Source organism: Streptomyces sp. NPDC002690, from assembly GCF_053592415.1.
Genome location: NZ_JBSFVR010000026.1, coordinates 22,084 through 42,393, shown reverse-complemented (window position 1 = coordinate 42,393; position 20,310 = coordinate 22,084). Strand labels below are relative to the sequence as shown.

Here is a 20,310-nt window from a genome sequence, read left to right as displayed (position 1 = left end):
GCCGTCCCCAACGCCGTCTTCTACGACGACGAGGAAGCCGGCCGCACCCAGGTCCGGTTCGCGTTCTGCAAGCGGACGAGCGTGCTCGAAGCGGCGATCGACAACCTGTCCCGCCTGCGGAAACGCTGACAGCTCCGAGGGCCGTCCTGCTGCCCACAAGGCAGTCGGACGGCCCGCAAGGCTGTCGTCGGGCGACTCGCAGGACTGTCAGGCGGCCCGCAGGAACGCCGAGTGCGCCGCCTTGCCGAGGTAGGTGAAGCGGGTGGTGCCGGCGAGGTGCTCGTCCAGCGCTTCCTTGATGCCCGGCCACTTGTCGTCGCCGAAGTCGTCGAGGACGACGATCGCGCCCGGGGCGGCGATCTCCTCCGCCCATTCCAGGTCCTTGGCCACGCCCTCGGCCGAGTGGTCCCCGTCCACGATGATCACGCCGTAGCTGCGGTCCGAGACGGCCGCGCGGGTGTCGGGGTCCTCGGAGTAGCCCCGCTGGATGCGGGCGGCCACGCCCGCCGGTCCGGCCAGGGCGAGGTTGGTGCGGACGGCCTGCTCGTCGACCGGGGCGCCGGACGGGTCGGGGCGCTCCTTGGTGCCGGGCTGGAGCTGCACGCCGGCGAACGGGTCGACGATGGTCACGCTGGGGCTGCGCCCGTCACGCTCCATCATCCGGATCAGCCCCGCGGAGAACATGCCGTACAGCGTGCCGATCTCCAGGATCTCGTCGTTCGGCGGGTCGAGCAGGGGAATCGTCCCGAGCTTGGCGCAGATGTTCATGGTGCCGCCGGCGATCCGGCCGACCCCGAGCGACTCCAGCGCCACCAGCAGCCGGAACGCGGTGGCGACATTGCGGGCGGCGGCCTTCCGGTCGCCGGCGAGTGCCGCCACCTCCGACTGCATGTGGTTCAGCGGGCCGGGGCTCACCATCCGCGAGGCGCCGCGGCTGCGGTCGTCGAGCAGCAGGTCGAGAGTGAGCTGCTGGCGCTTCACCAGGTCCGCCGTCTCACCGAACTTGTCCCGCCACGCGGCCTCTCCGACGGCCGAGGAGCGGATACGCCGGTCGATGCGCTGGTCGATGAGGTCCGCGATCGGACGCAGCAACCGCCGGGAGGCCGAACTGGTAAGCAGGGACTTGCTGTTCATGACCGGAAGACCTCAATTCGTCGTAAACCTGATGAGCGTGACGCGGCCCGGGGGAAGACAGGCTAGGTCGGCACATGCGGTACGGGAGTGAAACGAGGCCGAAGGGAACGAGAACAGGCAACGAACCCGGCATGGCGGAATCGGGCGGTCCCGGGCTTCGGCACCCGGCACCCGGCACCCGGCCGGCCTCGCGGTGCGGCGGAAGGTGCGGCGGAACCAGTGGCGGTCGCGCGGCGCTCGTACGGCGCCGGGTGCGGCACTCGCGCGGGTCCTGCCGGACAGGTGATGCCGGACAGGTGACGCCGGACAGGTGATGCCGGGCCGGGGAGAAGCTCACCCGCCCCGGCCGGGCGTCGTGCGTGACGCGTGGGAGCGTCGTGCGGGTGCGTCCCGCGAGCGGAGCCGAAGCCGGTCAGCCCTCGGGCGTCTCGTCCGCGGACTCGTCGGCCCCGTCGGACTTCTCCTCGGCCGGCGCGAGGCCGAGGTGCTCGACGAGCCACTTGTCGAACTCGATGGAGGCGCGGACCCAGCTCACCGTGGAGGAGACGAAGTGCTCCAGGCTGACGCCGGTACCGATGAGCATCTGCGCCTCACCGATCAGGCGGACCGAACCGGCCTCGCCCTCCTCGCCCTCGTGGGAGTGCGTGTAGACCTTGGGCCACAGGGTGCGGCGGTTCCAGTCGTCGATGGCGTCCAGCAGGACGGCCCGCTGGTCCAGGTCGTGCGGGCGGTCGTAGAACGTCCGCACCGAGAAGACCTGCTGCTCGCCCTCGCCCCGGAACATGAAGTACGTGCGGAACTCTTCCCACGGCGCCGCGAGGTCGCCCTCGTCGTCGACGACGAACTTGAGCTCCATCTGCTCCAGGAGCTGCTTGACGAGGTCCTGGTCAGGGACGACGGGGCCCTCCGGTCCTGCCGCCTGCGGTTCGGGCTGGCCCCCGAAATTAGGAATCGAGGACGGATCGATGCTCACCGTTATTTCCCTTCGTGCGGTTGTACGCCATCCTCCCCCATGGCGGGCGGGGAATGGCAACCCCCGGCAGGGTCGATCCGCTCCCGGCGGACAACATGATCCGCCTCTCGCGCGAACGGGGAACGCTTCGCCACCGGCCGGCGTCTTCCAGGGCCGGAGCCGGGACGGACGCACGGGAGACACATCGTGGACGAACCGCAGGAAGCCCGGAAGTCTCACAGCATCCGGGAAACGCCGAAGGACCAGGAATCGCAAGGCCCCCGGAGACAGCAGGAGCGTCACCCGTCCCCTCCGGCGCCCCGGCGGCATCCGTGGATATGGGCGTCGCTGCTGGTTCTGGTGGGCGGCACGGGCGCGGTCATGCTCTGCGCGGTCGGCTGGTTCGTCTTCGCCGCCATGACCGGCGCGTTCTTCGTCGTTACGAACGCGGGGACGGAGGTCTCCTGCGACGAGGCGATGGCGTTCGCCCGGAGGGAGCTCCCCGTCGGCGCGTACGACCGGCGGTGTGAGACCCGGGGAGCCCTGGACACCGAGTACGACGTCCGCTTCCGCACCACCGCGCGGGAACTGACCGGCTGGCTGGACTCTGCCTTCCCCGACGCCGCGGACACCGGACTCCGCGCGAAGTACTGCGACGAGGACGTCGACGCCTGCGCGCATCTGGAGCTGGCCGACCCGCCGCCCGACGGGGCGGTGGCCGCCGACGTGACGGTCGTGTACGAGGACGGCGGATCCGTCCTCGTACACTTCAGCCCCTTCAACGTCTGATCGACGTCCGAGCGACGTTTCAGGGGCACCGGACGATGCCCGTGCCGTACCCGGCGGCACCGGACGATGCCCGCGCCGTCCTCAGCGCGCCCTCCCCACGATCAGGCCGGTGTCCGCGCCGGGTTCGCCGTCCCCGAACACGTCCACGCGTACGGTGTCGCCGTCCGTGATCTCGCCCGCGAGGATCTCCCGTGCGAGCTGGTCGCCGATCGCCGTCTGGATGAGGCGGCGCAGCGGCCGGGCGCCGTAGGCCGGGTCGTTGCCCTTCTCGGCGAGCCAGGCCAGTGCGGCCGGGGTGACGTCGAGGGTGAGCTGCCGGTCGGCGAGCCTCTGGGCGAGGCGGCCGATCTGGAGCCCCGCGATGTGGGCGAGTTCGTCGCCGGTGAGCGCGGAGAAGACGACCAGGTCGTCCAGCCGGTTCAGGAACTCCGGCTTGAACGAGGCCCGTACGACCTCCAGCACCCGCTCCTTCTTCGCCTCGGGCTTGAGCAGCGGGTCGACCAGGAACTGACTGCCGAGGTTGGACGTGAGGATCAGGATGGTGTTGCGGAAGTCCACCGTCCGGCCCTGGCCGTCCGTGAGCCGGCCGTCGTCCAGCACCTGGAGCAGGATGTCGAAGACCTCCGGGTGGGCCTTCTCCACCTCGTCCAGCAGGACGACGCTGTAGGGGCGGCGGCGGACCGCCTCCGTGAGCTGGCCGCCCTCCTCGTAACCGACGTAGCCGGGCGGGGCGCCGACGAGCCGGGCGACGCTGTGCTTCTCGCTGTACTCGCTCATGTCGACGCGGACCATGGCCCGTTCGTCGTCGAAGAGGAAGTCCGCGAGCGCCTTGGCGAGTTCGGTCTTGCCGACGCCGGTGGGGCCGAGGAAGAGGAACGAGCCGGTGGGCCGGTCCGGGTCGGCGATCCCGGCCCGGGTGCGGCGTACCGCGTCGGACACCGCGCGGACCGCCTCGCCCTGGCCGATCAGGCGCTTGCCGAGTTCGTCCTCCATCCGCAGCAGCTTCTGGGTCTCGCCCTCCAGCAGGCGGCCGGCCGGGATGCCCGTCCAGGCGCCGACCACGTCGGCGATGTCGTCGGAGCCGACCTCGTCCTTGACGAGGGTCTCCTTGGGCGTCTCGGCCGCCACCTGCTCAGCCTCGGTAGCGGCCTCCAACTCGCGTTCCAGGCCGGGGATCTCTCCGTAGAGCAGCTTGGACGCGGTGTCGAAGTCGCCGTCACGCTGGGCGCGTTCGGCCTGGCCGCGCAGGTCGTCGAGGCGTTCCTTCAGCTCGCCGACCCGGTTGAGGCCCTGCTTCTCCTTCTCCCAGCGGGCGTTGAGACCGCGCAGCTCCTCCTCCCTGTCCGCGAGGTCGCGGCGGAGCTTCTCCAGCCGCTGCCGGGAGGCGGGGTCGGTCTCGTTCTTGAGCGCGAGTTCCTCCATGTGGAGGCGGTCCACGGCGCGTTGCAGCTCGTCGATCTCGACGGGCGAGGAGTCGATCTCCATGCGCAGCCGGGAGGCGGCCTCGTCCACGAGGTCGATCGCCTTGTCCGGGAGGAAGCGGGAGGTGATGTAGCGGTCGGACAGGGTCGCGGCGGCCACCAGCGCGGCGTCCGCGATGGAGACCTTGTGGTGCGCCTCGTAACGCCCCTTGAGCCCGCGCAGGATCGCGATGGTGTCCTCGACGCTGGGTTCGGCGACCAGGACCTGCTGGAAGCGGCGCTCCAGGGCGGGGTCCTTCTCGATCCGCTCGCGGTACTCGTCGAGCGTGGTCGCGCCGACCATCCGCAGCTCACCGCGGGCCAGCATGGGCTTGAGCATGTTGCCCGCGTCCATGGCGGAGTCCCCGCCGGCTCCGGCGCCGACGACGGTGTGCAGCTCGTCGATGAAGGTGATGACCTTGCCGTCGCTCTCCTTGATCTCGGAGAGGACGGTCTTCAGCCGCTCCTCGAACTCGCCCCGGTACTTGGCGCCCGCGACCATCGCCCCGAGGTCCAGGGAGACGAGCCGCTTGTCGCGCAGCGACTCGGGCACGTCGCCCTTGACGATGCGCTGGGCGAGCCCTTCGACGACGGCGGTCTTGCCGACGCCCGGCTCACCGATGAGGACCGGGTTGTTCTTCGTACGGCGCGACAGCACCTGTACGACGCGGCGGATCTCCTGATCCCGGCCGATGACCGGGTCGAGCTTGCCCTCGCGGGCCGCCGCCGTGAAGTCCGTACCGAACTTCTCCAGGGCCTTGTACTGACCCTCCGGGTCGGGTGTGGTCACCCGTCGCCCTCCCCTGCTCTTCTCGAACGCGTCCAGCAGCTTCTTCGCACTGGCCCCCTGGGCACCGAGGATCTCACCGGTCCGGCCGCCCTTCTCGGCGACCGCGATCAGCAGGTGCTCGGTCGAGACGTACTCGTCACCGAGGTCCTTGGCCCGCCGCGCGGCGTCGCTGACGACGGCGAGCAGCTCACGGTCGGGCTGCGGCGGCGCGACGGTGGAACCGGTGACGCTGGGCAGCGCGCCGAGCAGCCGCTCGGTCTCCCTGCGCACGGCCGCCTGGTCCGCCTCCACGGCGGCCAGCAGATCGGTGATGTTCTCGTTGTCTTCACCCGCGAGCAGCGCGAGCAGCAGGTGTGCGGGGGTGAGATCGGGGTGTCCGTCCTTCACGGCCCTGCTGGTGGCCGCGGTGAGGGCGTCCCTGCTCTTGTTCGTCAGCTCGGCGTCCACGTGCGCTGTCTCCTCCTCGACGATCGCGTCCTGCCCAGGCACGTCACCTGGCCCATGATTCGACCAACGTGCACAAAGTTGAGTCTATTCCACTCAAGGCAAGGATTCGAGAGTACCGGGCCCCGTGAAGGCACTCGCCGGGGCACGCGGAGGCGCGCGGGGGCAGCTCCTACGCTTCACCCCATGGCCCTCGACGTGCGCGACCCCAGCCCCGAGTACCTCGCCTTCTGGCGCGAGTACCACCTCTGCACCCTGACCACTCTCCGCCCGGACGGCACCCCGCACGTCGTACCCGTCTGCGTGACGTACGACCCGGAGGCGGGGCTGGCCCGCATCATCACCGACGGCGGCAGCAGGAAGGTGGCCCACGTCCGGGCTGCGGGCCCCGAGGGGGCGCGGGTCGCGGTCTGCCAGATGCACCGCGCCCGCTGGGCGACCCTGGAGGGTCGCGCGACGATCCGCACGGAGCGGGAGGTCGTCGAGGACGCCGAACGCCGTCACACCGAGCGTTACGGCCGCGAGCCGAGGGTCAATCCGACGCGTGTCGTCATCGAGATCGCCCTGGACCGGGCCCTCGGCCGGGTCTGACGGCGACGAGAGCGCCCCCATCGCGGCCGGGCCGGCGCCGGGCCGGCCAGGAACGCGCCCGCCACAAGCACAGCGGCGCCACCGTGTCAGGTCACGGTGGCGCCGCTGTGTGGGGGACGCGCTTGAGCGATGTGGTGGTTCGGGGGATCGCTCAGGCGCTTCGGGGGGTGGCGGAGATGGTCTCGAGGTCGAACAGTTCATGGTCGCGCTGGTCCAGATTGACGAAGATCATGCCGTACCTCACCGCGCAGCGCACGGGCTGTGGGGCGCCACGTGGCCTGCGCAGACAGCGGTAGGCGCGAATCTCTTCGCCCTCCTCCATCACGACGACTACAGGCTCTCCGAGCAAGGTGACCATCAACGAGTCACCCGGGCCCGGCAGAGCGGTGAGCAGGTCGACGAAGTGCCACCCCGAGCGATAGGCCGAGGCCATCTCGCGCCGGAAGATCCGGTCGTCCGGCGGGGTGGTCATGCGTCTGCGGAAGCCGGGAGCGCGTCCCAGCCGATGTCACCCTGAACCTTGTTCAGCGAATCCCAGCCGATGTCGCCCTGGACCTTGTTCAGCGAGTCCCAGCCGATGTCACCGGGCGCCGCCGCCTGCACGGTCCAACCGATGTCACCCTGAGTCTTGTTCAGCGAGTCCCAGCCGATGTCCGCCTGGACCGCGTCCCAACCGATGTCACCCTGGACCTTGTTGAACGAGTTCCAGCCGATGTCCGCCCGGACCGCGTCCCAGCCGATGTCACCCTGAACCTTGTTCAGCGAATCCCAGCCGATGTCGCCGGGCGTCGCCGAAGCTGCGCTGTTCCAGCCAATGTCCCCCGGGACAGCAGCCGCCTCACTGTCCCAGCCGATGTCGCCCGCGCCCACCAGCCCGAAACCCAGGGCCGCGACGAACGAGGCGGCAAGCACCGAGCGAAGCATTCGCTTATCCATAGTCGGCTTCGTCCTCACTTGTGGATTCATCTCCCCCGCTCCTAAGACGATGTCTCACACGACCCTGTGAACACCACAGACTCGATGCATCATGTTCTTGCATGTTCAGGAACCTGGGGGGTGGAGAAATGATCACAAGAGACACGAAAACGACACATCCTCACGGGATCACCGAACTGTGCGAGGACGGCAAACGTCTCTACTCGGGCGCACTGCGCTCCGGACGGATCGCGCGCGACGAGGTCGAACCGGCCCCGTGCCTGATGGAGTTCGCCCTGCTGCACGCCGACCCCGACGACCCGGACTGGCTGCGCCCCGTACCGCCCTCCACCGCACTCGCGCAGCACGTGAATCCCCTGGAGCGCGAGATACAGGAACGCAGACGCCACTCGGTGCGGCTCGCCCAGTCCTTCGAGCCCTTCATGGACATCAGCGCGCAGGGACCGCCGGCCACCCACGCCATCACCGTGCTGGAAGGCGTGACCCGGATCAACGGCGCCCTGGACATCGCCACCGCAGAATGCCGCACCGAGGTCCTCACCATCCAGCCCGGCGGCGGACGGAACGAGGACCGGCTCGGAAAGGCCCTGGAGCGCGGCCTCTCCGTCGTCCACCGCGGCATCCGCATGCGGACGCTGTACCAGCACACGGTTCGCTACAGCCCCAGCACCCTGGCCTACGCGGAGCGCATCGCCGACGCGAAGGTGGAGATCAGGACGTCCGAGGAACTCATCGAGCGCCTCATCGTCTTCGACCGCACCGTCGCCTTCATCCCGGCCCAGGACGACCGCCAAGTCGCCCTGGAACTACGCCACCCAGGGCTGGTCGCCTACCTTGCTTCGGTCTTCGAGCAGTTCTGGACCCGGGCCACACCGTTGCTGGAGGAGATCCGGTACGAGCCCACGCCGGACGGCATCAGCGCCGTCCAGCGTTCCATCGCCCAACTCCTCGTCGAGGGGCACGTGGACGACTCGATCGCCCGCCGGCTGGGGATGAACGTACGGACCTGCCGGGCGCACATCGCGAAACTCGCCACCACCCTGGGCAGCAGCAGCCGAGCCCAACTCGGCTTCCTGATAGCCCAGTCGGGCATCCTCAGCGAGGACTGACACCCGACGCGCCGCGGACAGGGGCCGCGGACCGCGATCACCCACGCACGGAAAGGGCCCGCCACCGGTATCACCGGGTGACGGGCCCCACGGACCGGACGGGCGGCACACGTCGGTCCGCCGTCAGTCCTTCGGCCGCTTCGGCCGCCAGACGACCAGCGCGCTGGTCTGCTGCACGTCCTGGTACGGCACGAGGTCGCGCCGGTACGAGGCGTGCACCTGGGCCTCGGCCTGCCGCATGGCGACCGCCGCCCCGTCCACCGTGGCGGACAGCTCGGCGACGCGCTGCTGGAGCGCGGCGACCTGGTTCTCCAGCTCGATGATGCGCTTGATGCCGGCCAGGTTGATGCCCTCGTCCTGGGACAACTGCTGCACGTTGCGGAGCAGTTCGATGTCACGGGCCGAGTAACGCCGTCCACGGCCGGCCGTGCGGTCCGGGGAGACCAGACCGAGGCGGTCGTACTGACGGAGTGTCTGCGGGTGCAGGCCCGAGAGCTGGGCCGCGATCGAAATCACGTACACCGGGGTCTCGTCGGTCAGTTCGTACGGGTTACGTCGGCGGCCGTCCATCTCAAGCTCCCTTCGCGGCCTGGAACAGGTCGGCCCGCGGGTCCTGGACCGCGGTCGCCTTGCGGTAGGCCTCCAGCGCTTCTCTGGCTTCGTCGCCCAGCTCCGTGGGCACCGCGACCTCCACGGTGACGAGGAGGTCGCCCCGGGTGCCGTCCTTACGCACGGCGCCCTTGCCACGGGCGCGCATCGTACGCCCGTTCGGGGTACCCGCGGGGATCTTGAGGGTGACCGGAGGGCCACCGAGGGTGGGGACCTTCACCTCGCCGCCGAGTGCCGCCTCCGGGAAGGTGACGGGCACGGTGACGGTGAGGTTGTCGCCCTTGCGGCCGTAGACCGGGTGCGCGTCCACGTGGACGGCGACGTAGAGGTCGCCGGCCGGACCGCCGCGCTCGCCCTGGCCGCCCTTGCCGCGCAGCCGGATGCGCTGCCCGTCCAAGACGCCCGCCGGGATGCGGACCTGCATGGTGCGGGCGGACTTGGCGCGTCCGCTGCCCTTGCAGACCTCACAGGGGTTCTCGGCGATCAGGCCGCGGCCCTTGCAGTCCACGCACGGGTCGGTGAGCGAGAACCCGCCACCGCTGCCGCGCGAGACCTGTCCCGTACCGACGCAGGTCGGGCAGACCCGGGGGGTGCCGTTCTTGTCGCCGGTGCCGGAGCACGCCTTGCAGGGTGCCTGGCTGGACATCCGCAGCGGGACCGTGGCCCCGTCGACGGCCTCGGTGAAGCTGAGCGTCACCTCGGTCTCGATGTCCTGGCCCCGGCGCGGCTGCACGCGCGTACCGGCGCCGCCGCCGCGGTTGAACAGCCCGCCGAACACGTCGCCGAGGCCGCCCCCGCCGCCGAATCCGCCGCCGCCCTGGCCGGCGGGGCCGCCCTGGGCACCTCCGAAGAGGTCCCCGAGGTCGAAGCCTCCGGGGAAACCGCCTCCGGCACCGGGACCGGGCCGGAACCCGCCGTTGCCGAAGAGGGCGCGCGCCTCGTCGTACTCCTTGCGCCGCTTGGCGTCCCCGAGGACGTCATTCGCCTCGGAGATCTCCTTGAAGCGCTCCTCGGCCTTGGCGTCACCCTTGTTGGCGTCCGGGTGGAACTCGCGGGCGAGCTTCCGGTACGCCTTCTTGATCTCGGCGTCGGTGGCGTCCTTCGGGACGCCGAGGACCTTGTAGTAGTCCTTCTCGACGAAGTCCTTCGTGCTCATCGACGTCCCTCCTTCCGGACGATCGGCCGTGGGCCTCTCACCCTGGACATGTCCGGCTCACGGGGAGCGCTGTCGCTCCCCGGTCCGCACCGGTCCCCGCGAAAGGCCCTGGCGGCCGGCCCTGGGGCCGGCCGCCCGGCCGGTCGGTGTGCGACCGAGTGGTCCGACGTGATGTCAGACCTCCTCAGTGCCACCGCTCTCCTCGTCGTCTGCCTTCTCTTCCTTGCCCGCCGCGGGCGTGGCGCCCGGCTGCGGCTCCGCGACGGCGACCCGCGCGGGGCGGATGGTGCGCTCGCCGAAGCGGTACCCCGGCTGCAGGATCGCCACGCAGGTCGTCTCCGTGACGTCCGGCGCGTAGCTGTGCATCAGGGCTTCGTGGATCGTCGGGTCGAAGGGCTCGCCCTCCTCGCCGAACTGCTGGAGACCCAGCTTGGTGACGATCGACTCCAGGGAGTCGGCCACCGACTTGAAGCCGCCGACGAGCTCGCCGTGCTCGCGGGCCCGGCCGACGTCGTCGAGGACGGGGAGGAGCTCGGTCAGGAGGTTCGCCGAGGCGATCTCCTTGACCGTGACCCGGTCCCGCTCGACGCGGCGACGGTAGTTCTGGTACTCGGCCTGCAGCCGCTGGAGGTCCGCGGTGCGCTCGGAGAGCGCCGTGCGTACCTGGTCCAGCTGCGCGGTCAGGCCTGCGGTCTGGTCAGCGTCCCCGGCCGGGGCCGCCTCCTCGGAGGCGGCCTTCGGCTCGGCGTCGTCGGAGGTGGCGCCGGAAGGGACGTCGGGCTTCTCTTCGAAGTCCGGGGTCTCCTCCGTCACACCGCACCGCCCTTGCTGTCCTTCTCGTCGTCCACGATCTCGGCGTCGACGACGTCGTCGTCGGCCGGACGGGCCTGCTCGGCGCCGGGCTCACCGGCGGCCGCACCATCGGCCTGGGCGTTGGCGTACATCGCCTGGCCCAGCTTCTGGGAGACGGCGGCGACCTTCTCGGTGGCCGTGCGGATCTCGGCGGTGTCCTCGCCCTTGAGCTTCTCCTTCAGCTCGCCGAGCGCGGTCTCCACCTCCGTCTTGACGTCGCCGGGGACCTTGTCCTCGTTGTCCTTGAGGAACTTCTCCGTCTGGTAGACGAGCTGCTCGCCCTGGTTGCGCGTCTCGGCGGCCTCACGACGACGGTGGTCCTCGTCGGCGTACTGCTCGGCCTCTTCGCGCATCCGGTTGACCTCGTCCTTCGGCAGCGAGGAGCCACCGGTGACGGTCATCTTCTGCTCCTTGCCGGTGCCGAGGTCCTTGGCTCCGACGTGCATGATGCCGTTGGCGTCGATGTCGAAGGTGACCTCGATCTGCGGCACGCCGCGCGGGGCCGGCGGCAGGCCCGTCAGCTCGAACATCCCGAGCTTCTTGTTGTACGCCGCGATCTCGCGCTCGCCCTGGTAGACCTGGATCTGCACGGAGGGCTGGTTGTCCTCGGCGGTGGTGAAGATCTCGGACCGCTTGGTCGGGATCGTCGTGTTCCGCTCGATGAGCTTGGTCATGATGCCGCCCTTGGTCTCGATACCGAGGGACAGCGGGGTGACGTCGAGGAGCAGGACGTCCTTGACCTCACCCTTGAGGACACCGGCCTGGAGCGAGGCGCCGATGGCGACGACCTCGTCCGGGTTCACGCCCTTGTTGGCGTCCTGGCCACCGGTCAGCTCCTTGACGAGCTCGGCGACGGCCGGCATACGGGTCGAGCCACCGACGAGAACGACGTGGTCGATCTCGGAGAGCGCGATGCCCGCGTCCTTGATGACGTTGTGGAACGGGCTCTTGCACCGGTCCAGCAGGTCGGAGGTCAGCTGCTGGAACTGGGCGCGCGTGAGCTTCTCGTCCAGGTGCAGCGGGCCCTCGGCGGACGCCGTGATGTAGGGCAGGTTGATCGTGGTCTCGGTCGAGGACGAGAGCTCGATCTTCGCCTTCTCCGCGGCCTCGCGGAGACGCTGGAGAGCCATCTTGTCCTTGGACAGGTCCACGCCGTGGCCGTTGGCGAACTGCTTCACCAGGTGGTCGACGACGCGCTGGTCCCAGTCGTCACCACCGAGGTGGTTGTCACCGTTGGTGGCCTTCACCTCGACGACACCGTCGCCGATCTCCAGGAGCGACACGTCGAAGGTGCCGCCACCGAGGTCGAAGACGAGGATCGTCTGGTCGTCCTTGTCGAGGCCGTACGCCAGCGCGGCGGCGGTCGGCTCGTTGACGATGCGCAGGACGTTGAGGCCCGCGATCTCACCGGCCTCCTTCGTCGCCTGACGCTCGGAGTCGTTGAAGTACGCCGGGACGGTGATGACCGCGTCGGTCACCTTCTCGCCCAGGTAGGCCTCGGCGTCGCGCTTCAGCTTCTGCAGGATGAAGGCGCTCATCTGCTGCGGGTTGAAGCTCTTGCCGTCGAGGTCGATCTTCCAGTCAGTGCCCATGTGGCGCTTGACGGAGCGGATGGTCCTGTCGACGTTGGTGACGGCCTGACGCTTGGCCACCTCGCCGACGAGCACCTCGCCGTTCTTCGCGAAGGCGACGACGGACGGCGTGGTCCTGGCGCCTTCGGCGTTGGTGATGACGGTGGGCTCGCCGCCTTCGAGAACGCTGACGACGGAGTTAGTCGTGCCCAGGTCGATGCCGACCGCACGTGCCATTTCGATTCCTCCTGAAGAACTACTTGAGCGGATCTGACTCAAGGATGCATGACACCCGGCGAAGAGTCAACGGACCTGAGTCAAGCCGACTCAACTTAAGTGCCGATCCTTGGCGCCAGGCGATGAATGTGCAGCTCAGCGCAGTGCACGGGCCTCTCGACCACCGGGCGGCCACCCCACGCACCCCACCCGCCGCGCGGCCCCTGCCTTCGGGCGGGCCCCGGGACGCTCCGGCACGGCACCTGGCGCACCACCGGCGAGACACGCGGGGAGCGGCGCGCGCCGCTCCCCCCGTCCCACCATCGCACCGTGGGATTGTTCTGTCACAAAATGCCGAGAGCCGGTCAAAACGCACCGGTCCCGGACTCCACCGAACTCCGAAACCCGGGCGGGCGCGATGCGGAACGCGAGGCAGCGGCGCTACAGACAGAGCGGCGGCGCATGGTGGCAGTCACTCCAGGCGGCCCGGCCGGTCCGACCCCTGGACCCCGCACCGCGCGGGGTCCGGCCTCCGGCCCCCACGCCGGGCGCCAGGCCCGTCCCGCCGCCCGGGGAGGTACGGACACCGGCACGGCAACCCGTACGCCCACCGGCACCGGCCCGGCTCCCCGTACGCCCACCGGCACCGCCCCTGCCCCTCGACGGCGGGGCCAAACGGCTGCTGGACGTGACCCTCGGCTCGGCTCTGCTGCTGCTGGCGGCTCCCGTCCTGCTGGCCGCCGCGCTCGCCCTCGCCGTACGGCACGGCTCCGGCGCGGTGGTCGACCGGAGCACCCGGGCCGGCCTCGGCGGGCGCACCTTCGTCCTGCGGTCGCTGCGTACCCGGCGATTCCGGCTCGACGTGCTCTCCCGGCTGGTGCACGTCGTCCGCGGGGAGTTGTCGCTGGTCGGGCCGGCACCGCTCCCGCCGGACGACCCCCGGCTCCTGGACGGCGGGCCGCGCCGCTGGCGGCTGGAGCTGCGCCCCGGACTGACCGGGCTCGCGCAGGTGCGCGCCCGCTCGGGGATGCCCTGGGACGAGGCGGCCCTGCTCGACCTGCACTACGCCCAGACCCTGACCCGGAGCCGTACCCAAATCCAGCGAATCGGGCTCGATCTGGCAATCCTGGCGGAATCCGTGCACACTCCTGTGCGCGCGACCCTCCGTGGAATGACCCGGCGGGCCAAGGGCGGCCTGAGCGACACAGATCACCGGCTGCCCGGCTACAGCCCACTGGAATAAGTGGATAGGGTCAGCACAGACTGATTAAGTTACTGCTTAGTAGTGTCAAAATCCCACCCTCGCAGGCCCGAGGAGCCCTTACATGCAACTCGCCGCGATCATCGTGTCGCTGGTGCTGACCGTGGTCGGCGTTGCGCTCATTTCCCGAGCCGTCGCGCAGATCTACCGGTTCGTCCGCCTCGGACAGCCGGTCCCCGCGGGCAGCCGCACCGACGACCCCAAGAACCGCACGATCACCCTGGCCAAGGAGTTCGTCGGCCACACCCGGATGAACCGGTGGGGCATCGTCGGCGTCGCGCACTGGTTCGTCGCCGTCGGCTTCCTGACCCTGGGCCTGACCATCGTCACGGCCTACGGACAGCTGTTCAAGGCCGACTGGGTGCTCCCGGTCCTCGGCGGCTGGCTGCCGTACGAGGCGTACACGGAGTTCATCGCCCTCGCGACGACGGTGGGCATCCTCGTCCTCATCGCGATCCGCCAGCTGAACCTGCCGACCCGTCCGGGCCGCAAGTCCCGCTTCGCGGGCTCCAAGATGGGCCAGGCGTACTTCGTCGAGGCGGTCATCCTCGTCATCGGCCTCGCGATCATGACCCTGCGCGGACTCGAAGGCGCGCTGCACCACGTGGACGGTTACGAGGCCGCGTACTTCGCCTCGTATCCGCTGGTCGCCGCGTTCAAGGGCCTGAGCCTGGGCACGCTGCAGAACCTCGTCTACCTCACCGCGATGATCAAGCTCGGCGTCACCATGGGCTGGGCGATCACCGTCGGCCTGAACACCAACATGGGTGTCGCCTGGCACCGCTTCCTCGCCTTCCCGAACATCTGGTTCAAGCGGAACGCGGACGGAGCCGTCGCGCTCGGCGAGCTCAAGCCGATGACCAGCGGCGGCAAGGAGATCGACTTCGAGGACCCGGGCGAGGACGACGTCTTCGGCGTCTCCCAGGTCGAGCAGTTCTCCTGGAAGGGCATCCTCGACTTCTCCACCTGCACCGAGTGCGGTCGCTGCCAGTCGCAGTGCCCCGCCTGGAACACCGGCAAGCCGCTCTCCCCGAAGCTGCTGATCATGTCCCTGCGCGACCACGCGCACGCCAAGGCGCCGTACCTGCTGGCCGGTGGCGGCAAGGACGCCGAGGGCAACGAGAAGGCGACCGAGGAGCAGCTCAAGGACGTCCCGGCCGCGGCTCTCGCCGAGGCCGAGCGCCCGCTGATCGGCACCGCCGAAGAGAACGGTGTCATCGACCCGGACGTCCTCTGGTCCTGCACCACCTGCGGTGCCTGCGTCGAGCAGTGCCCCGTCGACATCGAGCACATCGACCACATCGTCGACATGCGCCGCTACCAGGTGATGATCGAGTCCGCGTTCCCGTCCGAGGCGGGCACGATGCTCAAGAACCTGGAGAAGAAGGGCAACCCCTGGGGGCTCGCCAAGAAGCAGCGCGTCGAGTGGACCAAGGAGGTCGACTTCGAGGTCCCGATCGTCGGCAAGGACGTCGAGGACCTCACCGAGGTCGACTACCTCTACTGGGTCGGCTGCGCCGGCGCCCTGGAGGACCGGGCGAAGAAGACCACCAAGGCCTTCGCCGAGCTGCTCCACATCGCGGGCGTGAAGTTCGCGATCATGGGCGGCGACGAGAAGTGCACCGGTGACTCCGCCCGCCGCCTGGGCAACGAGCCGCTGTTCCAGCAGCTCGGTCAGGAGAACGTCGCGATGCTGAACATGGCGTTCGGCGAGGATGACGACGACGACTCGACCAAGAAGGCGAAGGCGACGAAGAAGATCGTCGCCACCTGCCCGCACTGCTTCAACACCATCGCCAACGAGTACCCGCAGCTCGGCGGCGAGTACGAGGTCATCCACCACACCCAGCTGCTCCAGCACCTGGTGGACGAGGGCAAGCTCGTCCCGGTGACCCCGGTCGAGGGTCTGATCACGTACCACGACCCCTGCTACCTGGGCCGTCACAACAAGGTCTACACACCGCCGCGCGAGATCATCCGAAGCGTTCCGGGCCTGCGGAACGAGGAGATGCACCGCCACAAGGAGCGCGGCTTCTGCTGCGGCGCCGGCGGCGCGCGGATGTGGATGGAGGAGCGGATCGGCAAGCGCATCAACAACGAGCGTGTCGACGAGGCCCTCTCCCTCAACCCGGACATCGTCTCCACCGCCTGCCCGTTCTGCCTCGTCATGCTGACCGACTCGGTCAACGGCAAGAAGAACGACGGCAAGGCCAAGGAGTCGATCCAGGTCGTGGACGTCTCGCAGCTCCTGCTGGAGTCCGTGAAGAAGCCGGTCGAGCCGGAGCCCGAGCCCCAGCCGGAGCCCGAGCCGGAACCGGCCGCGTAACGCACCACCACCCGCACAGCGAGAAGCGGTCGGACCTGCCTCGGGGGCAGGACCGGCCGCTTCTCGCGTACCTGACGCATCTCAGGCACCTCACGCACCAGCACCCGGAATTCACCCGTACGGGGACGGCCCGTATACCCGTACGGGATGTCACAGCTCAGCCGCAAAGCCGTCCCGGTCCCCCCGCTCCCGCACCGGGCGCCCCGGGGACCAGGTACGTTCGATCACGTGGCTGGATTCAGGATCGGACGCGGCCGGGACAACCGCACCCCGCAACAACCGCAGCAAGCGCGGCAACCGCAGCAGCGGCAGTCGTACGGAGGGCAGGCACCACAACCCCCGTACGGCGCCCAGCAGTGGCCGCAGGCAGGCGGCACCCCCGCCCCGCCGCAGTACGGCACGCCCCGCGCGGACCCGTACGGCAACGGCGGCGGCTACACCAGCGCGCCCCGCGGCTACGAGGCCCGCGGCCCGCAACAGCCGGGCGGACAGCGGCCGGGCGGACAGCAGCAGCACGGCGGGCAGCAGCCGGGCGGGCACGGCGAGCCGGAGTACTTCGGCGACCCGTACCAGGAGGCGCCGCGCCACGACCCGTACGCGAACAACCCGGGGCACACGCAGGCGTTCAGCATCGGCGACGACCCGTACACCGCCGGCGGCACCTACCAGGCGGGCACCGCCCCGGCCCAGCCGGCCGGACCGCGCCTGGCCTGGAAGGACCTGCTGTCGGGGATCGTGCTGCGCCCGGGCGCGACGTTCTGGCAGATGCGGGACTACCCCGTCTGGGGCCCCGCCCTGATCGTCACCTTCGTCTACGGACTGCTGGCACTGTTCGGCTTCGACCAGGCCCGCGAAGAGGCCATCAACGCCACCATCTCCACGGCAGTCCCGTACGTCCTCTTCACCGGGCTCGGCTTCGTCGTCGGCGGCCTGGTCCTCGGCGCGGTGACCCACACCCTGGCCCGCCAGCTCGGCGGCGACGGAGCCTGGCAGCCCACCGTGGGCCTCTCCATGCTGATCATGTCGATCACGGACGCGCCCCGGCTGCTCTTCGCCCTCTTCCTGGGCGGCGAGAACTCGTTCGTCCAGATCGTCGGCTGGATCACCCTGCTGGCCGCCGGAGCGCTCTTCACCTCGATGGTGAGCAAGTCCCACGACCTGCCGTGGCCCAAGGCCCTGGGCGCCTCGGCGATCCAGCTGATCGGCCTGCTCTCCATCCTCAAGCTCGGCACGATCTGAGCCGCGTCACGCGTACGACGAAGGGCCCCGACCGCTCCCCTTGGGTACCAGCGGTCGGGGCCCTTCGTCACATCTCCGGGAAGCCGGGGGTCAGGAGTCGAGAACCTGCCCCGTACGCCGCACCACAGGCTTCTCGACGCTCCACGGGAAGTTGATCCAGCGGTCGGTCTTCTTCCACACGTACTCGCACTTCACGAGCGACTGCGGCTTCTCGTAGATCACCGCGCTGCGCACCTCGGCGACGTGGTCCAGGCAGAAGTCGCGGACCAGCTTCAGCGTCTTGCCGGTGTCGGCGACGTCGTCGGCGATCAGGACCTTCTTGCGCGTGAAGTCCACGACGTTCGGGACCGGCGCCAGCATGACCGGCATCTCCAGGGTGGTGCCCACGCCGGTGTAGAACTCCACGTTCACCAGGTGGATGTTCTTGCAGTCCAGCGCGTACGCCAGACCACCGGCCACGAACACACCGCCCCGCGCGATGCTCAGCACCACGTCGGGCTCGTACCCGTCGTCGGCGACCGCCTGGGCGAGCTCGCGCACGGCGCCCCCGAACCCCTCGTAGGTCAGGTTCTCCCGGTCCTCCGCGGCTGCCATGCCCGTCATCTCGGCGTCCTTCGTGTCAGACCTGGGTGCGGTGGAAGTTCAGGTACGAACGCGAGGCCGTCGGACCGCGCTGCCCCTGGTAGCGGGAGCCGTACCGCTCCGAACCGTAGGGGAACTCCGACGGCGAGGTCAGCCGGAACATGCACAGCTGCCCGATCTTCATCCCCGGCCACAGCTTTATCGGCAGCGTCGCCAGATTCGACAGCTCCAGCGTCACGTGCCCCGAGAACCCGGGGTCGATGAACCCGGCGGTGGAGTGCGTCACCAGCCCGAGCCGCCCGAGCGAGCTCTTGCCCTCCAGCCGCGAGGCCAGGTCGTCCGGCAGCGTGATGACCTCGTACGTCGACGCGAGAACGAACTCACCGGGGTGCAGGATGAACGGCTCGTCCCCCTCCGGCTCGACCGTCCGGGTCAGGTCGGGCTGCTCGACGGCGGGGTCGATGTGGGGGTAGCGGTGGTTCTCGAACACCCGGAAGTAGCGGTCCAGCCGCACATCGATGCTCGAAGGCTGAACCATCGACGGATCGAACGGGTCGATACGGACCCGACCGCTGTCGATCTCGTTCCGGAGGTCTTTGTCAGAGAGAAGCACGATCCGAGGATACGCAGAACGCGCGAGCCCGCCCCAACCGGACCGCACCCGCGCGCCTGCCCCACCACCGATGACGGCCTCCGTCGGCCCTTCCGCCGACCTGCCGCCGACCCTTTCACCGGCTCTGTTCACCGGTCTCTGTTCACCGGTCTCTTTTCACCGGTCTCTTTTCACCGGAACGCCGCACCGTCCCCGGAATCCCTCAGGACTACGGCTCCGAACTACGGCTCCGGACTACCGGCTACCCTTTCCTGCTGCCGGGCCCGGCTACCGCCGGCCCGGCATCACCGGGACCGAGCTGCGCAGCCGCGCGCACCGGGGGCACCGGATCAGCCGCCCGGGCCCGATCCGGTCCGACCCGAGCTGCTGCATCGGAAACGTCGAGGTGGCGAACACATGCCCCTCCGCGCAACGGACGACGGTGCGCTCCGCCAATTCCCCCGACCCCACTGCTGCCACTGCCTTCAACGACTCCATCAAGTCCCTTCCCCAACCAACCGGCCTCGAACGAGAAAGCCACACATTAGGGGATGAACAGGACCCGCTCCACACGCCGCTCCGCTCCAACCTACGCCCCCAACTCCCGCCCACCGCACACCCGTCAACCCCACCCCCTCGCTCCCCCCACCCCACACCACGACAAGCCCCCCGAAACGCCGAAAGGGCCCGCGACGGATTCGCCGGGGCCCTGCCATGAGGTACAGTGTGCGAGCATGCACAGCCGATCATCGGCGCTGCTCGCGGGTGTAGTTTAATGGTAGAACATGAGCTTCCCAAGCTCAGAGCGCGAGTTCGATTCTCGTCACCCGCTCCACCAGAAAGCCCCAGACCAACGGTCCGGGGCTTCTTTGCTGTTCTGATGACGCGGATCACGTCCGCGCGGCCACCGCAGGGCCGAGCAGGTCGAGTGCTTCGTCCCAGCGAAAACGGTCCGCCCCGCCACCCGCCTTGGGCCGGTGGGGTTCGTAGGAACCGATCAGGATGCCCATCGCACGCAGCTTCCGCAGGCTCTCGGCGTACGCGGGACGGACGACCTGGGCGGAGTCCCGTCGACCTCTACAGCGGCAAGTACCAGGCGGCCACGGGCCCACAGCCCTCCGCGTACTGGCGCGACCTCCCGCCGGCCGGATCGGCGGAGTCGTGATCCTCACCGGCCCGGCCATCGCCGCCGCACGGGCCGACGGCGCCCTCACCATCGAGCCCTACGATCCCGCGCACCTCTCGCCGAACGCCTACGACTGGCGGCTCGGCGACACCCTGCGCATCTGCGACGGCGACCTCGACGCGGCCTCCCGCACCCCCAGCCGCGAGATCGCCATCCCTCCGGAGGGCTACGTCCTCGTCCCCGGCGTCCTGTACCTCGGCGTCACCCACGAGAGGACCGGATCGGAGACGTACGCGCAGTTCCTCAACGGCAGCCGGAGCATCGGCGCGCGCGGGATATGGGTCCACGTCTCCGCCCCGCTCGGGCACCAGGGTCACGCCATCCGGTGGACCCTGGAGATCCGCGCGGCCCGTCTCGTACGGATCTATCCGCTCATGGTCTTCGGGAAAGTCACCTTCCACCAGACCTTCGGCACGGCGGCGAGCTACCAGCAGCTCGGCCTCAAGTACCGCTCCAGCGCGGGGATCGAGACCTCCCGTCTCTACGAAGAGATGCAGGGAGGCCAGTCGTGAATC

At 69.6% G+C, this 20,310-nt stretch carries 19 protein-coding genes, 1 tRNA gene and 1 pseudogene; 8 read left to right on the top strand and 13 right to left on the bottom strand.

Annotated elements, in window-relative coordinates; genetic code table 11:
- Positions 1 to 207: 207 nt before the first annotated feature.
- Both ACWD3D_RS06390 and ACWD3D_RS06385 read right to left on the bottom strand, forming a co-directional pair.
- Complete coding sequence (locus tag ACWD3D_RS06390; RefSeq protein ID WP_451459767.1) at positions 208 to 1,134, bottom strand: class I SAM-dependent methyltransferase; 927 nt, start codon at positions 1,132 to 1,134, stop codon at positions 208 to 210.
- Between the two features lie 412 nt (positions 1,135 to 1,546).
- On the bottom strand, positions 1,547 to 2,107 hold the full coding sequence (locus tag ACWD3D_RS06385) for a YbjN domain-containing protein (protein ID WP_451459766.1): 561 nt from the start codon (positions 2,105 to 2,107) through the stop codon (positions 1,547 to 1,549).
- Between the two features lie 186 nt (positions 2,108 to 2,293).
- Between ACWD3D_RS06385 and ACWD3D_RS06380 the strand changes: the two genes are divergently transcribed.
- On the top strand, positions 2,294 to 2,875 hold the full coding sequence (locus ACWD3D_RS06380) for a hypothetical protein (protein ID WP_451459765.1): 582 nt from the start codon (positions 2,294 to 2,296) through the stop codon (positions 2,873 to 2,875).
- 81 nt (positions 2,876 to 2,956) lie between these two features.
- Here ACWD3D_RS06380 and clpB read toward each other — a convergent pair whose 3' ends face one another.
- Positions 2,957 to 5,572, bottom strand: coding sequence for an ATP-dependent chaperone ClpB (gene clpB / locus ACWD3D_RS06375; RefSeq protein WP_451459771.1), 2,616 nt, complete (start codon positions 5,570 to 5,572; stop codon positions 2,957 to 2,959).
- Between the two features lie 183 nt (positions 5,573 to 5,755).
- On the opposite strand from clpB, the gene ACWD3D_RS06370 reads away from it, so the two are divergent.
- The gene (locus tag ACWD3D_RS06370) at positions 5,756 to 6,160 is read left to right on the top strand and encodes a pyridoxamine 5'-phosphate oxidase family protein (protein ID WP_451459764.1); all 405 of its coding nucleotides are present in this window, start codon (positions 5,756 to 5,758) and stop codon (positions 6,158 to 6,160) included.
- A gap of 151 nt (positions 6,161 to 6,311) precedes the next feature.
- On the opposite strand, the gene ACWD3D_RS06365 is transcribed toward ACWD3D_RS06370, so the two are convergent.
- Both ACWD3D_RS06365 and ACWD3D_RS06360 read right to left on the bottom strand, forming a co-directional pair.
- Entirely contained in the window at positions 6,312 to 6,632 is a 321-nt protein-coding gene (locus ACWD3D_RS06365; protein ID WP_451459763.1) for a (2Fe-2S)-binding protein, read from the bottom strand.
- Positions 6,629 to 7,084 carry a hypothetical protein gene (locus ACWD3D_RS06360; RefSeq protein ID WP_451459762.1) on the bottom strand — a complete coding sequence of 152 codons (456 nt, stop codon included), beginning with the start codon at positions 7,082 to 7,084 and terminating at the stop codon, positions 6,629 to 6,631. The genes ACWD3D_RS06365 and ACWD3D_RS06360 overlap by 4 nt, the downstream gene beginning before the upstream one ends.
- 140 nt (positions 7,085 to 7,224) lie before the next feature.
- Here ACWD3D_RS06360 and ACWD3D_RS06355 point away from each other — a divergent pair, with 140 nt between their 5' ends.
- Positions 7,225 to 8,205 (top strand): helix-turn-helix transcriptional regulator, encoded by a 981-nt coding sequence (locus ACWD3D_RS06355; protein ID WP_451459761.1) that lies wholly within the window; start codon positions 7,225 to 7,227, stop codon positions 8,203 to 8,205.
- 123 nt (positions 8,206 to 8,328) lie between these two features.
- Here ACWD3D_RS06355 and ACWD3D_RS06350 read toward each other — a convergent pair whose 3' ends face one another.
- The 4 genes from ACWD3D_RS06350 to dnaK all read right to left on the bottom strand — a co-directional run bounded on the left by ACWD3D_RS06350 (position 8,329) and on the right by dnaK (position 12,630).
- Positions 8,329 to 8,775: a heat shock protein transcriptional repressor HspR gene (locus ACWD3D_RS06350; RefSeq protein ID WP_387375671.1), complete on the bottom strand. Its 447-nt coding sequence runs from the start codon at positions 8,773 to 8,775 to the stop codon at positions 8,329 to 8,331.
- 1 nt (position 8,776) lies between these two features.
- A complete protein-coding gene (gene dnaJ, locus ACWD3D_RS06345; protein WP_451459760.1) occupies positions 8,777 to 9,970 on the bottom strand; it encodes a molecular chaperone DnaJ in 1,194 nt (397 codons plus the stop codon).
- 174 nt (positions 9,971 to 10,144) lie between these two features.
- On the bottom strand, positions 10,145 to 10,783 hold the full coding sequence (gene grpE / locus ACWD3D_RS06340; protein WP_451459759.1) for a nucleotide exchange factor GrpE: 639 nt from the start codon (positions 10,781 to 10,783) through the stop codon (positions 10,145 to 10,147).
- The gene (gene dnaK / locus ACWD3D_RS06335; protein ID WP_451459758.1) at positions 10,780 to 12,630 is read right to left on the bottom strand and encodes a molecular chaperone DnaK; all 1,851 of its coding nucleotides are present in this window, start codon (positions 12,628 to 12,630) and stop codon (positions 10,780 to 10,782) included. The genes grpE and dnaK overlap by 4 nt, the downstream gene beginning before the upstream one ends.
- A 667-nt stretch (positions 12,631 to 13,297) precedes the next feature.
- Here dnaK and ACWD3D_RS06330 point away from each other — a divergent pair.
- The 3 genes from ACWD3D_RS06330 (at position 13,298) to ACWD3D_RS06320 (ending at position 17,435) form a co-directional block, all read left to right on the top strand.
- Positions 13,298 to 13,852 carry a sugar transferase gene (locus ACWD3D_RS06330; RefSeq protein WP_451459757.1) on the top strand — a complete coding sequence of 185 codons (555 nt, stop codon included), beginning with the start codon at positions 13,298 to 13,300 and terminating at the stop codon, positions 13,850 to 13,852.
- Positions 13,853 to 13,934: 82 nt separating this feature from the next.
- Positions 13,935 to 16,196: a (Fe-S)-binding protein gene (locus ACWD3D_RS06325; RefSeq protein ID WP_451459756.1), complete on the top strand. Its 2,262-nt coding sequence runs from the start codon at positions 13,935 to 13,937 to the stop codon at positions 16,194 to 16,196.
- Positions 16,197 to 16,424: 228 nt separating this feature from the next.
- Complete coding sequence (locus ACWD3D_RS06320; RefSeq protein WP_451459755.1) at positions 16,425 to 17,435, top strand: Yip1 family protein; 1,011 nt, start codon at positions 16,425 to 16,427, stop codon at positions 17,433 to 17,435.
- 90 nt (positions 17,436 to 17,525) lie between these two features.
- Here the strand turns inward: ACWD3D_RS06320 and ACWD3D_RS06315 are convergent, their stop codons facing one another.
- From ACWD3D_RS06315 to ACWD3D_RS06305, 3 genes are all read right to left on the bottom strand, one after another.
- Positions 17,526 to 18,029 (bottom strand): phosphoribosyltransferase, encoded by a 504-nt coding sequence (locus tag ACWD3D_RS06315; RefSeq protein WP_451459770.1) that lies wholly within the window; start codon positions 18,027 to 18,029, stop codon positions 17,526 to 17,528.
- Positions 18,030 to 18,054: 25 nt separating this feature from the next.
- On the bottom strand, positions 18,055 to 18,630 hold the full coding sequence (dcd, locus tag ACWD3D_RS06310) for a dCTP deaminase (RefSeq protein WP_266706996.1): 576 nt from the start codon (positions 18,628 to 18,630) through the stop codon (positions 18,055 to 18,057).
- Between the two features lie 267 nt (positions 18,631 to 18,897).
- A complete protein-coding gene (locus tag ACWD3D_RS06305; RefSeq protein WP_451459754.1) occupies positions 18,898 to 19,107 on the bottom strand; it encodes a hypothetical protein in 210 nt (69 codons plus the stop codon).
- 263 nt (positions 19,108 to 19,370) lie between these two features.
- Between ACWD3D_RS06305 and ACWD3D_RS06300 the strand changes: the two genes are divergently transcribed.
- A tRNA-Gly gene (locus ACWD3D_RS06300) sits at positions 19,371 to 19,444 on the top strand.
- A 55-nt stretch (positions 19,445 to 19,499) separates the two neighbouring features.
- On the opposite strand, the pseudogene ACWD3D_RS06295 reads toward ACWD3D_RS06300, so the two are convergent.
- Positions 19,500 to 19,676, bottom strand: a pseudogene (locus ACWD3D_RS06295) (flavoprotein); the annotation flags it as partial.
- 94 nt (positions 19,677 to 19,770) lie between these two features.
- Between ACWD3D_RS06295 and ACWD3D_RS06290 the strand changes: the two are divergent.
- Positions 19,771 to 20,307, top strand: a complete 537-nt coding sequence (locus ACWD3D_RS06290; RefSeq protein WP_451459753.1) for a dCTP deaminase — start codon at positions 19,771 to 19,773, stop codon at positions 20,305 to 20,307.
- Positions 20,308 to 20,310: the final 3 nt, after the last annotated feature.